The organism is Flavobacterium sp. JLP, from assembly GCF_015350755.1.
Taxonomy (GTDB): domain Bacteria; phylum Bacteroidota; class Bacteroidia; order Flavobacteriales; family Flavobacteriaceae; genus Flavobacterium.
This window is the reverse complement of record NZ_JADKPS010000001.1, coordinates 90,731-106,240: the sequence shown is the minus strand read 5'-3', so window position 1 is coordinate 106,240 and position 15,510 is coordinate 90,731. Positions and strand designations below refer to the sequence as shown.

General features: G+C 31.8%; 12 protein-coding genes and 1 tRNA gene. 8 read left to right on the top strand and 5 right to left on the bottom strand.

Annotated elements, in window-relative coordinates:
* Nucleotides 1–8: 8 nt before the first annotated feature.
* Both IRZ83_RS00485 and IRZ83_RS00480 read left to right on the top strand, forming a co-directional pair.
* Nucleotides 9–938 (top strand): DUF2268 domain-containing putative Zn-dependent protease, encoded by a 930-nt coding sequence (locus IRZ83_RS00485; RefSeq protein ID WP_194566057.1) that lies wholly within the window; start codon nt 9–11, stop codon nt 936–938.
* A gap of 89 nt (nt 939–1,027) precedes the next feature.
* The gene (locus IRZ83_RS00480; protein WP_194566055.1) at nt 1,028–1,387 is read left to right on the top strand and encodes a hypothetical protein; all 360 of its coding nucleotides are present in this window, start codon (nt 1,028–1,030) and stop codon (nt 1,385–1,387) included.
* 75 nt (nt 1,388–1,462) lie between these two features.
* Here IRZ83_RS00480 and IRZ83_RS00475 read toward each other — a convergent pair.
* A tRNA-Val gene (locus IRZ83_RS00475) sits at nt 1,463–1,537 on the bottom strand.
* 264 nt (nt 1,538–1,801) lie between these two features.
* Between IRZ83_RS00475 and IRZ83_RS00470 the strand changes: the two genes are divergently transcribed.
* On the top strand, nt 1,802–3,592 hold the full coding sequence (locus IRZ83_RS00470) for an ABC transporter ATP-binding protein (RefSeq protein ID WP_194566053.1): 1,791 nt from the start codon (nt 1,802–1,804) through the stop codon (nt 3,590–3,592).
* Between the two features lie 73 nt (nt 3,593–3,665).
* Here the strand turns inward: IRZ83_RS00470 and IRZ83_RS00465 are convergent, their stop codons facing one another.
* Nucleotides 3,666–4,835, bottom strand: a complete 1,170-nt coding sequence (locus tag IRZ83_RS00465) for a proline dehydrogenase family protein (RefSeq protein ID WP_029270336.1) — start codon at nt 4,833–4,835, stop codon at nt 3,666–3,668.
* Between the two features lie 277 nt (nt 4,836–5,112).
* Between IRZ83_RS00465 and aroB the strand changes: the two genes are divergently transcribed.
* The 5 genes from aroB (at nt 5,113) to recQ (ending at nt 11,646) form a co-directional block, all read left to right on the top strand.
* On the top strand, nt 5,113–6,180 hold the full coding sequence (gene aroB / locus IRZ83_RS00460) for a 3-dehydroquinate synthase (protein ID WP_194566051.1): 1,068 nt from the start codon (nt 5,113–5,115) through the stop codon (nt 6,178–6,180).
* A 303-nt stretch (nt 6,181–6,483) separates the two neighbouring features.
* Nucleotides 6,484–7,887: a decarboxylase gene (locus tag IRZ83_RS00455; protein ID WP_029270343.1), complete on the top strand. Its 1,404-nt coding sequence runs from the start codon at nt 6,484–6,486 to the stop codon at nt 7,885–7,887.
* Nucleotides 7,888–7,991: 104 nt separating this feature from the next.
* Nucleotides 7,992–8,960 (top strand): deoxyhypusine synthase family protein, encoded by a 969-nt coding sequence (locus tag IRZ83_RS00450; RefSeq protein WP_007811609.1) that lies wholly within the window; start codon nt 7,992–7,994, stop codon nt 8,958–8,960.
* 9 nt (nt 8,961–8,969) lie between these two features.
* Nucleotides 8,970–9,380, top strand: a complete 411-nt coding sequence (locus IRZ83_RS00445; RefSeq protein WP_029270347.1) for a hypothetical protein — start codon at nt 8,970–8,972, stop codon at nt 9,378–9,380.
* Between the two features lie 154 nt (nt 9,381–9,534).
* A complete protein-coding gene (gene recQ, locus IRZ83_RS00440) occupies nt 9,535–11,646 on the top strand; it encodes a DNA helicase RecQ (protein ID WP_194566050.1) in 2,112 nt (703 codons plus the stop codon).
* An 87-nt stretch (nt 11,647–11,733) separates the two neighbouring features.
* Here the strand turns inward: recQ and IRZ83_RS00435 are convergent, their stop codons facing one another.
* The 3 genes from IRZ83_RS00435 to IRZ83_RS00425 form a co-directional block, all read right to left on the bottom strand.
* Nucleotides 11,734–12,249, bottom strand: coding sequence for a DinB family protein (locus IRZ83_RS00435; protein ID WP_194566049.1), 516 nt, complete (start codon nt 12,247–12,249; stop codon nt 11,734–11,736).
* Between the two features lie 41 nt (nt 12,250–12,290).
* On the bottom strand, nt 12,291–14,876 hold the full coding sequence (locus tag IRZ83_RS00430; RefSeq protein ID WP_194566048.1) for a phosphoenolpyruvate carboxylase: 2,586 nt from the start codon (nt 14,874–14,876) through the stop codon (nt 12,291–12,293).
* Nucleotides 14,877–14,966: 90 nt separating this feature from the next.
* Nucleotides 14,967–15,446 (bottom strand): Lrp/AsnC family transcriptional regulator, encoded by a 480-nt coding sequence (locus IRZ83_RS00425; protein ID WP_007805990.1) that lies wholly within the window; start codon nt 15,444–15,446, stop codon nt 14,967–14,969.
* Between the last annotated feature and the right edge of the window lie 64 nt (nt 15,447–15,510).

Below are 15,510 nucleotides of genomic sequence, written 5' to 3'. Positions count from 1 at the left end.
ATTCAGATATGAAGTTAAACCTTATTTTCACAACACTTTTAATTATTTTTTCTAATTTTCTTTTTGGGCAAAGTAATTTCTCAGACAATCCTTTAGATGCAGTATTTGAGACAAAAGATTCAAAAAATTTTTGGGAAGCATTTGACAAGATAGAGAAATCAAAACAAAACACATTTATTGACTACATGCAAAAAGGTTCTCCAGGTGTTAAAGGATTTACTGAAAACAGAATAATAAATGCAGACTCACTTTTTGCTGTTGTAAAGAAAAGAAAAGCAGATTATGAACTTTCAAGGAATGTTTTAGATGATATTTCTTCCAAGGAAAAGAGAGTACGGGCTATTTATAGTTCTCTAAAATATTGGTATCCAAATGCCAAATTTCCTCCAATTTATTTTGTTTATGGAAGGTTTAATTCAGGTGGAACTTCTTCTCCTGATGGAATTATTATTGGGACAGAAATGCTTAAAAATTTGGATGGCGTTTCAGGTTTAATAGCGCACGAACTTATTCACTATCAGCAAAAAATAACAGGAAAAGATATGCTTTTGAAATGGTGTTTGCTTGAAGGTGGCGCAGACTTTATTGGTGAGCTTATTTCTGGAGAATTAATAAACAAGTTTGAATATAAATATGGAGAACAAAACCAAGATAAATTATGTCAGGAATTTGTTTCGAGATTAAAAAATGCGGATTATCAGGATTGGCTATACGGAACATCTAAAAAAGATGACAGACCAAATGATTTGGGATATTGGATAGGATATAAAATAACAGAATCTTATTTCAATAAACAAAAAGACAAACAAAAAGCAATTGAAGAAATATTAAATATAAAAGACACGATGCAGTTTTTAAAACAAAGTGGCTTTTTAGATGTCTATATTGAAAAGTATCAAAAATCAAAAAAAGAAAGTTTTGATGAATTTTTTAAATAACGAAACTCAGCTATAGACGATCTTTATGAAATCTTGTAAATGAGTTATACGTGATATGGGATCAATATAATTAAAACTAATCTTTAAAAATGGGAATACTTCAAAAAATATTTGGAAAATCAAAACCGAAAAATCCTGAAGATAATTTTTTAGTGACAATTACTAAAGAGTTTATTAGAGTTGAACATACGGAGCGAAAAACCGAAGAAATTTTATGGAATGATATTAAAGAAATAAAATTAATAAATACAGAGGATGGGCCTTTTTTACCGGATGTTTGGTTAGCATTGCTTGGCGAAAATTCAGGATGCTTAATTCCACATGGTACTAAAGGATTTGAAGCGGTTTATGACATCATATCAAAATATGAAAATTTCAATTTCGATAATTTTATTTCTTCAATGTCGTGCACAGATAATAAAGAATTTTTATTATGGAAAAAGGAATGAATAAGTTAATATGAGTTTATCGAATAGATAGATACAAAACAAAAAAACTCCTTAATTTCTTAAGGAGTTTTTTTGTGGGCGATGAGGGGTTCGAACCCCCGACCCCCTCGGTGTAAACGAGGTGCTCTGAACCAGCTGAGCTAATCGCCCTATTTTAATAGGTTGCTATCATTATCTGATTGCGAGTGCAAATATACAGCTAGAATTTGTATTTGCAAGTGTTTTTTGAAATAAATTGAATTATTTTTTACTGTTTTTATTTACTAATCTATTTTTCAGCTTTTTAAAAAATAAATAAAAGTTGGTATTTTCTAATTTTAAGTTAAAAATCAAAATCTGAAAGCGTAATTGATAATATTCTTTTGTATTCATTCGCTATAATCATACATTTGCATACCTTAATTGTATACTCAAATGGCTAGATATCAAGAAAACGATTTACCTAAAGCTAAATTAGACTCTAACTCACTTCAAAAAGCACTCAGAATTTTTAAATATGGAAAAAATCATAAATGGAAGTTTTTTCTGGGCTTACTCTTTTTATTGCTAACAAGCGCTACTGCCCTCGCCTTCCCTAAGTTAATGGGAATGCTGGTAGATTGTGTAACGAATAAAGATCTTAGCAGAGCAAATGAAATAGCTCTTGCTCTTTTGGGAATATTGACATTACAGGCGGTATTTTCTTTTTTCAGAATTTCGCTTTTTGTAAATTTTACTGAAAACTCATTATCAAACATTCGTTTTGCGTTGTATGAAAATCTGGTAAAACTTCCAATGTCCTTTTATTCTCAAAAACGTGTTGGTGAGCTGAATAGTAGAATCAGTGCTGATATTTCGCAGCTGCAAGATACTTTTACCACAACAATTGCTGAGTTTTTACGTCAGTTTATTTTGATAATAGGAGGATTTGTGATTTTAGGAAATATCAGTCCAAAATTAACATTGATGATGTTAGCGATTGTTCCAATAGTAGCCGTTGCTGCAGTGATTTTTGGAAGATTTATTCGTAAATATGGTAAAAAAACACAAGATAAAGTTGCAGAAAGCCAAGTAATTGTTGAAGAGACACTGCAAGGAATAAGCAATGTAAAAGCTTTTGCTAATGAATGGTACGAAATTCAGCGTTATAAAAATAAAATTAAAGAAATCGTAAAAATTGCCATTAAAGGCGGTCAATACAGAGGTTATTTCGCGTCATTTATTATTCTGTGTCTTTTCGGATGTGTTGTTGCTGTAGTTTGGTACGGTATTACACTTACTATAAAAGGAGAAGTTGAAGGCGTTGGAGATTTAATTTCTTTCGTGCTTTATACTACTTTTATTGGAGCTTCGTTTGGAGGTATTGCAGAAATGTATGCCCAAATTCAAAAGGCAGTTGGAGCTACAGAACGTGTTTTTGAATTGCTAGAAGAAACTCCGGAGGATATTAAAGCAAACCAAAAAACTTCTGCAGTAGAAAAAATCAAAGGAATCGTTTCTTTTAATAATGTAGCCTTCAGTTATCCTTCTCGTAAGGAAGTTCAGGTTTTAAAAGATGTAAATTTTAAAGCCGATTTTGGTCAAAAAATAGCAATCGTAGGCCCAAGCGGAGCCGGAAAATCTACTATTTCTTCTTTATTATTGCGTTTTTATGATATCACTTCAGGAGAAATTCTGGTTGACGGAAAAAACATTTACGATTACGATTTAGAAAATCTTCGTGGAAGCATGAGTATTGTACCCCAGGATGTAATTTTATTTGGAGGAACAATAAAAGAAAATATAGCATATGGAAAACCGGATGCAACTGACGAAGAGATTATGTTAGCAGCAAAACAAGCAAACGCCTTGAATTTTATAGAAGGTTTTCCAGAAAAATTCGAAACTCTTGTTGGTGAACGTGGTGTAAAACTATCTGGCGGACAGCGTCAGCGTATTGCTATTGCAAGAGCTTTGCTTAAAAACCCAAGTATTTTAATTTTAGATGAAGCAACATCATCTTTAGATAGTGAAAGTGAGAAACTAGTTCAAGAAGCTTTAGAAGTTTTAATGGAAGGAAGAACAAGCATTATTATTGCACATCGTCTTTCAACTATTAGAAATGCTGATAAAATTCTAGTGCTAGATAACGGAAAAATAACTGAAGAAGGAACACACCAGGAATTAATAAATCTTGAAAATGGTATTTACAAAAACTTGAGCAATCTTCAGTTTAGTAATTCTTAAAAACGAAATTCCAATAAAAAAAGCTCCAATTAATTGGAGCTTTTTTTTTGTAACTGAGACTAAAAACTGAAAATTATTTCCCTTTTCTACGTTTACGTTCTGCTTTTATCATAGATAATTCACGGCTTGTTTGTCCGGCTACAGAAGTATTTTCTTCAGCACGGCGAATCAAGTAAGGCATAACATCTTTTACAGGTCCAAATGGCAAATATTTAGCAACGTTATAACCATTTTCAGCTAAGTTGTAGCTAATATTGTCGCTCATTCCGTATAATTGTCCAAACCAGATTCTGTTATCATTTTTGGCAATTCCTTTTTGCTCCATCATTTCCATCAACTTATATGAACTCAATTCGTTATGAGTTCCTGCGAAAATTGACATTGTTTCTAAATGATCTAACATATAATGTACGGCAGCGTCGTAATTAACATCTGTCGCTTCTTTAGAAACACAAATTGGCGAAACATAGTTTTTCTCTTCTGCTCTCTTATTTTCTTTTTCCATGTAAGCACCGCGAACTAATTTCATTCCAATAAAAAAGCCTTCTTTTTTAGCGATTTCATGTAATTTTTTCAAATAATCCAAACGATCCCAACGGTACATTTGCAACGTATTAAACACAATAGCTTTTTCTTTATTGTATTTGCGCATCATATCGGTTACCAAATCATCTGCGGCATCCTGCATCCAGCTTTCTTCACCATCAATTAATAGTGCCACATCTTTTCTGTGTGCTTCACTGCACACCTTATCAAACCGGGCTACTACTCTATCCCATTCTGCCTGTTCTGCCGGAGTTAACGTCTGTTTTTCTCCTAATTTCTCATATAGTTCAAAGCGACCTAAGCCTGTTGGCTTAAAAACCGCAAATGGAATCGCCAAACGCTCTTTAGCAAATTCAATAGTTTTTAAGGTCATTTCTAACGCCGCATCAAACTGCTCTTCCTCTTCTTTTCCTTCAACTGAATAATCTAAGACAGATGAAACGCCTTTAGTAAACATTTTATCAACCACATTTATACAGTCATCTTCGTTTACTCCTCCACAAAAATGATCAAAAACAGTCGCACGAATTAATCCTTCAACCGGAAGATGTGCTTTAATAGCAAAATTAGTTACAGCAGTTCCAATTCGTACTAAAGGTTCGCTGTCAATCATTTTAAAAAGAAAATAAGCCCTGTCAAGTTCGGTATCACTTTTAAGTGAAAATGCTACTTGAGTGTTATCGAATATTTTTTCCATTAAGTTTAGTTTTTGTGCAAAGATATAGAGTGTTTTGAATATTATTTACTAAATACCATCATATTTTTTAATATCGTTAATATGATTGCTTTTAATATTATATTATGAAGTAAAATTTTACTGCTTTATTACAGTACGACTTAAAAAATTAAATTTTAACTATTTTTGATTCAAATCCTTAATTAGATTCATTCGTTTTAAAACAAATTAGAGTAAAAGTTTGAATATTATTTAGCTAAAAATGCCTTATTTTGTGGTTTTAAATAACCGACGAATTATGCAATCTATTCAAGCCAATAATTATCTAGTACATTTTAACCAGGATGCCTACGAAGCTTTAAATAAACATTTAAAAGAAAACAAATATTCTAATTTGTTTATTATAGTTGATAATGAGACAAATGAGTATTGCTTGCCAAAGTTTTTGCCTTTACTAGAAACGGATTTAAACATCGAAATAATCGAATTTGAAGCTGGAGAGGCCAATAAAAACATAGAAACCTGTATTCAAATTTGGAATGTACTTACAGAACTTGGAGCCGACAGAAAATCGCTTGTAATCAATCTTGGCGGCGGTGTAGTAACAGATTTAGGCGGTTTCGTAGCATCAACTTTCAAACGTGGCGTTGATTTTATCAATATCCCTACTACTCTATTATCTATGGTCGATGCTTCTGTTGGAGGAAAAACAGGCGTTGATTTAGGAAACCTTAAAAACCAGATCGGTGTTATAAACGTTCCTCAGATGGTTTTAATAGACACAAATTACCTTGAAACTTTGTCACAAAGTGAAATGCGCTCTGGTTTGGCAGAAATGCTAAAACATGGTCTTATATATGATGCCGTATATTGGAAACGGTTTTTAGACCTAAAAGCAATTGATTATGATTCACTTGACCAGTTAATTTATCGTTCTGTTGAAATTAAAAACGATATTGTCATTCAGGATCCAACAGAGAAAAACATTCGCAAGGCGCTGAATTTTGGACATACTTTAGGCCACGCGATAGAAAGTTACTTTTTAGAAAGCGAATCTAAAAAAACATTATTACACGGTGAAGCAATTGCGATTGGGATGATTTTAGAAAGTTATATTTCATTGCATAAGAATTTAATTACTCCAGCTGAATATGATGAAATAAAAACGGCCATTAAAAGTATCTATGAAGATGTAATTGTAGAAGAAAATGATATTGAACCTATTTTAGAATTGCTTATTCACGACAAAAAAAATGAATACGGATTAATTCAATTTGCATTAATTGAAGGTATCGGAAAAATAAAAATTAATCAATCCGTTGAAAATAAATTGATTCTAGCTGCGTTTCAAGATTATAAATCTTAAACTTTTTTTAATCAAAAGCATTGCTTTAGGTATATATTATTTTTTACATTTGCCACAATGAAAACAAACAAAAAACAAAGACACTTTAGTTCTTATAGAAACCGTCTCAATAGTTCTTTACTAAGAATGTTGAACCGTTTTTATAATAGTAAAAGTCCGTTTTGTTTTGAAGTTTTTCTTTATTCGAAAGCAGAACACGAAAAACTGGAAATTGTATTTGCCAATATTAGAGTTTGAATTTTAGATTTAGCCTAAAAAATCACTAAATTTAATAAACTGCAACTTTAAAATATTGACAAATAAATGAATACAAAATATTCTGATCTAATTAATCAAACATATTACTTTCCTCAGGAGGAATTTAAACTAAACAAAGACAACCTTCAGTTTCACAACATCGATTTGATGAAATTGGTTGAACAATATGGTACCCCACTAAAATTCACCTACTTACCGCAGATTTCTGAAAATATCAACAAGGCAAAAGCTTGGTTCAGAAAATCTATGGAAAAAAACAAATACGAAGCAAAATATTATTATTGTTATTGTACAAAAAGCTCTCATTTTGAATACATTATGAATGAAGCTTTTAAAAATAACATTCATATTGAAACATCATCAGCATTTGATGTTAACATTGTTGAAAATTTGTTAGAAAATGGTAAGATCAATAAAAGTACGTATGTAATTTGTAATGGTTTTAAAAGAGATGAATACATCAGTAATATTGGTAGATTAATCAATAACGGACATAAAAATACGATTCCGATTATTGATAATTATGAAGAATTAGATCTTCTTCAGGCTGAGATTAAAGGAAAATTCAAAATCGGAATTCGGATTGCAGCTGAAGAGGAACCTAAATTTGAGTTTTATACTTCAAGATTAGGAATTGGATATAAAAACATCGTTTCTTTTTATAAAAAACAAATTCAGGAAAATGATAAATTAGAGCTGAAAATGCTTCACTTTTTCATTAATACTGGAATAAATGATACAGCATATTATTGGAATGAGTTAGTAAAATGTATAAAAGTATATATTGCGCTTAAAAAGGAATGCCCTACTCTTGATGGCTTGAACATAGGAGGCGGTTTCCCGATTAAAAACTCTCTTGCTTTCGAATATGACTATCAATATATGATTGATGAAATTATCAATCAGATTAAAATTGCATGCGATGAAGCCGAAGTTGATGTCCCTAATATTTTTACAGAATTTGGATCATTTACTGTAGGCGAAAGCGGTGGCGCTATCTATCAGATTTTGTATCAAAAGCAACAAAATGATAGAGAAAAATGGAACATGATTGATTCGTCATTCATTACCACTTTGCCTGATACTTGGGCGATAAATAAACGTTTTATCATGCTGGCTGTAAATCGCTGGAATGATACTTACGAGCGGGTTTTATTAGGAGGTTTGACTTGTGATAGTGACGATTATTACAACTCAGAACAAAATATGAACGCGATTTATCTGCCTAAATACAACAAAGAAAAGCCATTGTATATTGGTTTCTTTAATACTGGTGCGTATCAAGAAACTATTGGAGGTTACGGCGGTTTGCACCACTGTTTAATTCCACAGCCTAAACATATTTTAATAGATCGCGATGAAAACGGGATTTTAGCTACTGAGGTTTTCTCAGAACAGCAAACTTCTGATGATGTATTGAAAATTTTAGGTTACACAAAAAAAGTATAAAAAAAAACTTGCAAATTAAATGTTAATATCTATAAAATTATTAATTTGCAGTATCATCTAAAAGGTTAAACTTTTAATTCAAAAAAAACAAAAAACAAAACAAAATGAAAGGACCAATCAGTCAGTTTATTGAAAAACATTATTTACACTTTAATTCTGCTTCTTTAGTTGATGCTGCAAAAGCGTATGAACAGCAATTAGCAAACGGTGCTAAAATGATGGTAAGTATGGCTGGCGCTATGAGTACAGCAGAAATTGGTAAAATTTTTGCCGAAATAATTAGACAAGATAAAGTACAGATTATTTCTTGTACTGGAGCCAATCTAGAAGAAGATATCATGAACTTAGTAGCCCACTCTCATTACGAAAGAGTGCCAAACTACCGTGATTTAACCCCAGAGGATGAATGGGCCTTGCTTGAAAGAGGATTAAACCGTGTTACAGATACTTGTATTCCGGAACATGAAGCATTTCGTCGTTTACAAAAACACATTTATAAGATCTGGAAAGATGCAGATGATAAAGGAGAACGTTATTTTCCACATGAATTCATGTACAAAATGTTATTATCTGGCGTTTTAGAAGAGTATTACGAAATAGACTTAAAAGATAGCTGGATGTATGCAGCTGCTGAGAAAAACTTGCCTATTATTGTTCCAGGTTGGGAAGACAGTACAATGGGAAATATCTTTGCTTCATACGTAATAAAAGGAGATTTGAAAGCTTCTACCATGAAATCAGGAATTGAATACATGACATTCCTTGCTGATTGGTATCCAAAAAACAGCACAAACGGTATTGGATTTTTCCAAATTGGTGGTGGTATTGCTGGAGATTTTCCAATCTGTGTGGTGCCAATGCTGTATCAAGATATGGAAATGCACGATATTCCATTTTGGAGTTATTTCTGCCAAATTTCAGATTCAACAACAAGTTACGGTTCATATTCTGGAGCTGTGCCAAACGAGAAAATCACTTGGGGTAAATTAGATATCAAAACCCCTAAATTTATTATTGAATCGGATGCTACGATTGTTGCACCGTTAATTTTTGCATATTTATTAGATTTATAGGATAATTTTATGAAAAGAGTTATAGTAGACTACGCTAAACTTACCAACGAAATTTTGAACCTATTGGTAGAAAAATTTCCTGATGGTTATGATGATTCGGATGTTATCCGTTTTAGAAATGCTAAAAACGAATTGATCGAAGCTGTTGAAGTTCGTACTGAAGACACTATTTATTTAGTAAAAATTAGTACTAAACTTGCTGACAGAATCGAAAATTACGACGAAGACGATGATATCGATGTTGATGTTGATACAATCGAACCAGTAAAAGGTCTTGATCTTGATGATGATATTGACGACGACGATGATGATGATGCAATAGATAAACCAGATACTGATGGTGGAGATGATGATGACGATGACGACAAAGATCCAGATGATATTGCTGACGAAGATGATGATGAAGACGATGAAGATTAATTTATCTCTTTCAAAATAATTTAAAGGAACTCAATTCGGGTTCCTTTTTTTATTGAACACTAATACAAATTTGCACTTCTTTAAATAATAAATTAAGTATTTTTATAATTTATAAGAAATTTCTTTAAATTTAATATTTAAAATAACTGCCCAAATGAATACAGAATTATTACACGCCAAATTAAAAGAAAATTTTGGTTTTGAAAAGTTTAGACCAAATCAGGAAACTATTATAAACACCATTCTTTCCGGACAAGATACTCTTGCAATTATGCCAACGGGCGGAGGTAAATCGATTTGTTTTCAATTACCAGCTTTAGTACTGCCAGGTATTACAATTGTTATTTCGCCTTTAATAGCTTTAATGAAAGATCAGGTCGATAGCTTGAAAACTAACGGAATTACAGCTTGTTACATAAACAGCAGCCAATCTAGTGAAGAACAGCAATATTATATTGATAATTTAAAATCGAATACTTTTAAGCTTGTTTATATTGCACCAGAAAGTTTATCATATTTAGATGCTGTTTTTAATGAATTGACAATCAGCTTAATTGCAATTGATGAAGCGCATTGTATTTCATCTTGGGGGCATGATTTTAGGCCAGCTTATACTAATTTGGGTTATTTAAAAAGCCGCTTCCCTTCTACTCCAGTTTTAGCATTGACTGCAACTGCCGATAAAGCAACTCGTACAGATATTACGAAACAATTAAAATTAAAAAATCCAAAAATTTTTATTGCTTCCTTTGATAGAAAAAACTTGAGTTTGGAAGTTCGTCCAGCTTTAGACAGGGTAAAGCAAATCATAGAGTTTGTAGAAAATAAACCGAATGAATCTGGAATTATTTATTGCCTCAGCAGAAAAACGACTGAAGAATTAGCTGATAAATTAAAGAAAAATGGAATTTCTGCCAAAGCTTATCATGCCGGTTTAGAAAATAGTCTTCGTGCTAAAACGCAAGATGAATTTATTAATGACGATTGTCAGGTAGTTTGTGCTACAATTGCCTTTGGGATGGGAATTGATAAATCAAATGTGCGCTGGGTGATACATTATAATTTGCCTAAAAATATTGAAGGTTATTATCAGGAAATTGGTCGTGCTGGCCGCGATGGATTGCCAGCAGAAACAGTTCTATTTGAAAGTTATGCGGATGTTATTCAGCTTCAGAAATTTGCTTCGGACGGATTAAATTCTGACGTGCAGCTTGCCAAATTAGACAGAATGAAGCAATACGCAGATGCATTAAGCTGCAGACGAAAAATTCTTCTTTCGTATTTTGGAGAATTAGTAACTGAGAATTGCGGTAATTGTGACATCTGTAAAAATCCTCCAGTTTTTTTTGATGGAACAATTTTAGCACAGAAAGCACTCTCAGCGATTAGCCGTCTGCAAGAATCTGAACCTTTGGCGGTAATTGTAGATTTTTTGAGAGGCTCGAGAAACGCGTATATCTACGAAAAAAATTATCAAAGCTTAAAAACGTACGGAATAGGCGCTGATATTTCTTGGTACGACTGGAATCAATATCTAATTCAGCTTATAAATTTAGGTTATTGCGAAATTGCTTTTCATCAGCATAATAAAATTCTTCTAACGCCCTTTGCCAGAAAAGTTTTATTTGAAGGAGAGAAAGTAAAATTAACAACTGTTGTTAAAAAAGCAATTGATAAAAACGAAATTAAGGAAGCAAAAGCAAAAACAAATAAAATTACTCTTTTTGAGATACTTAGAAAATTACGTTATGAAATTTCTAAAGATGAAGAAGTTCCTGCCTATGTAATTTTTAGCGATGCTGCTTTAAGGCAAATGGAAAATACACGTCCAATGAGCGATGAAGAATTTCTTGCAATAGATGGTGTTGGTAAAGCAAAATTAGAAAAATATGGTCAGGAATTTATAGATGCAATTGTTTACTTTGAAAATGCAAAAAAGAAAGCAAAGGCGAAGACTAAAAAAGAAGGCAACACATATAAAACAACCTTAGAGCTTTTTGAAAACGGTAATACAATTGCAGAAATTGCAGAAAAAAGAAATCTAGGGCAGACTACCATAGTTTCTCACTTGGCAAAATTATATGTTGACGGACATGATTTTGACTTAAGTCAATTTATTTCTGATGAAGAAGTATTAATGCTGCATAAAGCGCAAGTTGAACTTGAATATCCTACAGCTTTAAAGCCATATTATGATCATTTTGAAGAAAAACTATCTTACGATAAAATTAGATTTGGTCTTGCTATTGTTGAAAGAAATAAGTAATTATGTCATTCTATACATTACAAAAAACAAAAAAAATCCTGTGAATAAACTTCACAGGATTTTTTATTTTTTTATTTTTAGGACTTCTTATAAATACCTTTCCTTGAAAACTTTTTGATGATGTTTTTGGTGACCAATAATAACAAAACCTAAAGCTCTTACAGAAATTGGATTGTTTGAAGCTGTTCCAATTCGTTTAAGCTGTTCTTCAGATAAACTTTTATAAAACAATAAAGTAGAATGTCTTAAGGCCGACAGTTCCGTAAGCAAATCTTGAATACTTCTGTTATTTGAATTTGTATTATTTGCATAATCATCTTCTTCAAAACTAGCCAAAGGTGTTTTATCATTTCTTGAAAATCGTAAAGCGCGGTAAGAAAAAATACGTTCAGAATCTATAAGATGTTGAATAATATCTTTGATTGTCCACTTTCCTTCTGCATAACGATAATCAAATTTGTCCATTGGAATATCTTGAACAAATCGAATAAAACCATGTAAAGAAATCTCTAACTCTTCAATTAAATTTACATCTCCAGCTTCTTGGATATAAGTTGTAAATCCGCCTGAATATTCATTTTCTGATAATTGGTCTGAATTCATTTTAGACAATTTTTAATTTGTTATATAAATAAATTAACTTTTTAAGCTGAATTTCTACTAGCATTGGTATTTCCAAAAAGTGATCTGGTAACGATTTTTTCGTATACTTTAATCAAATCTTCATTAACGTTATTTTCTTTATTCAATTCATTAATTTTCAATAATGCATATTGCTGTATTGTCAACAGTGGCAATACAATACGTTCTCTTACTTGAATTGATGCTATACCATCAGGATAATTTTCCATTAAGGTTTTATGACCAGCAATTTTCAACAAAAGACGTTTCGTTTCAGAAAACTCGTCGTAAATAATCTGCCAAAATTCACCAAATTCAGGATCTTTTCTCATGTAAGCTGTTAGGGGCAAAAATGATTTTGCCAATGACATCATACTGTTTTCTAAAAGCGTTTTAAAGAACAAAGAGTTGTGATATAAATCTTGAACTTTATCCCATTGACCGCTTTCTTCGAAGTATTTTAAAGCTGTTCCTACTCCAAAGAATCCAGGTACATTTTGTTTTAATTGACTCCAAGAACCAACAAAAGGAATTGCTCTCAAATCAGCGAAATCCAACGATTCTGATTTGCTTCTTTTAGAAGGACGGCTTCCAATATTTGTTTTAGAGTAATATTTCAGGGTACTCATCTTCTCTAGATACGGAATGAACTTTGGATGATTTTTAAAGCTTAAATATTTTTCATATCCTAAACCAGCCAATTGTGTCAAAATCTGAGTTTCATCAGCAGTCAGCTCATTTTTACCTTTGCTGAAAACCTGATTAGTCACTCCGGCGCTCAATAAGTTTTCAATATTATAACGGCATGAATCTAAAGTTCCAAAATTTGAACTGATCGTTTGTCCTTGAACCGTTATTTGAATTTCGTTATTTTCAATTTTTGGACCCAGAGAAGCGTAGAATTTATGTGTTTTTCCACCGCCACGCGCTGGAGGCCCACCTCGACCATCAAAGAAAATAGCTTTTATACCATATTTTCTAGAAATTTCAGTTAAAGAAATTTTTGCCTGATAAATACTCCAGTTGGCCATCAAGTAACCTCCGTCTTTTGTTCCGTCAGAGAAACCTAACATGATAGTTTGTTTGTTTCCACGTTCCTTTAAATGCTTAGCATACTCCGGATTCGTATATAACTGCTCCATAATTTGATGTGCATTTTGCAAATCGTCAACAGATTCAAAAAGCGGAATAATATCAACTGTTGGATTTTCCCAATTATTCAAACGAATCATTGCGAATGTCTCCATTACGTTTAATGCACTTTCATTATTACTGATAATGTAACGGTTAGCTCCAAATTCGCCATTGGCTTTTTGAATCGTTTTAATAGCCTGAACCGACTCTAAAGTAGATTTAGTTATTTCATCATCAAAATCATTTGGATTTAAATCGCCCTTTACTTTTGATAAAACCACTAATTTATCTGCTTCAGATAATTCGAAATAATTTGCAGGGAAAATTGCAGAAACTGAATTTAAATAATGATTTACAACATCTTTAAATACTAAATCGTGAATTTTGCTGTTTTGACGAATATCTAAAGTCGCAAAATGAAATCCAAATAAATTAATTTTAACCAAAAACGCTTCTAATTCATCTAGATAAAGTGATTGGTGTTTTTCTATAATAATGGTTCTAATTTTATTTAATTGCGAAAGCATTTCCTCTAAAGTAATATAAATTTCACCTTTTGAATAAAATACAGAACGGTAAAGTTTATGTTCAAGTTCAGACACCAAAGTGTCTACACCTGAGAATGTTAACTTTCGTTTTAAATTTCTCATTTCAACATAATAACACTTCAAAATTGAAGTACGCAAACGATCTGCAACTTTTAAAGTAATTTCTGTTGTAACAAAAGGATTTCCATCACGGTCTCCTCCTGGCCAAAATCCAAGCTTGATCAATTGATTTTGAATAGCATTTCCTTGAAGAATATTTTTCTGCAAATAGTGAACAATTTCACCAGAAGTTGCATAAAATACATTTTCTAAATACCATATTAATGAAACCGCTTCATCATAAGGATTTGGTTTTTCGTTTTGAATAAAAGGAGTTTTACCCAGCTGCGCCAATAACTGCTTAATCTGTAACAAATCATTCAAACGAATTGCTTCAGTTAAATCATTTATAATTCCTAAAACAGGCCCAGGATAAAATTGGGTAGGGTGCGCTGTTAAAACAGTTCTGACGTTAAAGTTTTCAAGAAATTCTATCAATTCGTCGTCTTTCTCTTTCGCATCTGATTTTTCTTTAATATCACGCAAAGAGCCACGCCCTTCCATGTTATTTACTTCAGGAAAAGCTGCATCTTCAATAGCATCAAACAATACAATCTGACGTTCTATATACTGAATAAATCGAAACATTAAGTCGATTTTTTCAGTCTCTGATGCGTTGTTTAAGTATTTTTGAGAAAAGAAATCAAAAATTTCTTTTGGAGTTTCTTGTTTTTTAAATCCCGTTTCGCAAGTTTCTGTAAATAAAGGCAGTAAAACCCCTGTATTATCTATAGAATCAAATGGCAATGTTATAAAAACACTATTATAAATGTGGTATTTAGAGAGAACGTCTTTATTAAAACGCTCAATTTTTGGTAACGTGTACATAATCGTGTTATAGTTGGTTGGTTAATAGGTCATAAAAAAACCCCAAGAATAAACTTGAGGTTATATTTTAATATAGCATTCAAGAAAATATTACATATTTTTAAAAATAGTATGCATCAAACGCTTCTTATCGTTTATACTTTCTTCTAGTGAAATCATTGTTTCTGTTCTGTAAACGCCTTCGATATCATCAATCATGAAGATAACTTCTTTCGCATGCTTAGTATCTTTCGCTCTAATTTTGCAAAAGATATTGAATTTTCCTGTCGTTACAGAAGCTACCGTTACGAATGGAATTTGATTGATTCGCTCTAATACAAATTTAGTTTGAGATGTATTATTAAGGAATACACCTACATAAGCAATAAATGAATACCCTAATTTATCGTAATCTAAGGCTAATGAAGATCCCATTATTATACCTGCGTCTTCCATTTTTTTTACTCTAACATGTACTGTTCCAGCAGATATCAATAGTTTTTTTGCAATGTCAGTAAACGGAACTCTCGTATTGTCTATTAACATATCTAAAATCTGGTGATCTACTTCATCTAAACGAAATTTACTCATAATTCTTTAATTAATATTACTAATTGCTATTACAAAGTATAAAAATATATATAAAAAACAACAA

Bases quoted from the DNA above. Each gene is read 5' to 3' on its own strand.
- IRZ83_RS00485 (WP_194566057.1), top strand. From the start codon at position 9: ATGAAGTTAAACCTTATTTTCACAACACTTTTAATTATTTTTTCTAAT.
- IRZ83_RS00480 (WP_194566055.1), top strand. From the start codon at position 1,028: ATGGGAATACTTCAAAAAATATTTGGAAAATCAAAACCGAAAAATCCT.
- IRZ83_RS00470 (WP_194566053.1), top strand. From the start codon at position 1,802: ATGGCTAGATATCAAGAAAACGATTTACCTAAAGCTAAATTAGACTCT.
- IRZ83_RS00465 (WP_029270336.1), bottom strand. From the start codon at position 4,835: ATGGAAAAAATATTCGATAACACTCAAGTAGCATTTTCACTTAAAAGT.
- aroB (WP_194566051.1), top strand. From the start codon at position 5,113: ATGCAATCTATTCAAGCCAATAATTATCTAGTACATTTTAACCAGGAT.
- IRZ83_RS00455 (WP_029270343.1), top strand. From the start codon at position 6,484: ATGAATACAAAATATTCTGATCTAATTAATCAAACATATTACTTTCCT.
- IRZ83_RS00450 (WP_007811609.1), top strand. From the start codon at position 7,992: ATGAAAGGACCAATCAGTCAGTTTATTGAAAAACATTATTTACACTTT.
- IRZ83_RS00445 (WP_029270347.1), top strand. From the start codon at position 8,970: ATGAAAAGAGTTATAGTAGACTACGCTAAACTTACCAACGAAATTTTG.
- recQ (WP_194566050.1), top strand. From the start codon at position 9,535: ATGAATACAGAATTATTACACGCCAAATTAAAAGAAAATTTTGGTTTT.
- IRZ83_RS00435 (WP_194566049.1), bottom strand. From the start codon at position 12,249: ATGAATTCAGACCAATTATCAGAAAATGAATATTCAGGCGGATTTACA.
- IRZ83_RS00430 (WP_194566048.1), bottom strand. From the start codon at position 14,876: ATGTACACGTTACCAAAAATTGAGCGTTTTAATAAAGACGTTCTCTCT.
- IRZ83_RS00425 (WP_007805990.1), bottom strand. From the start codon at position 15,446: ATGAGTAAATTTCGTTTAGATGAAGTAGATCACCAGATTTTAGATATG.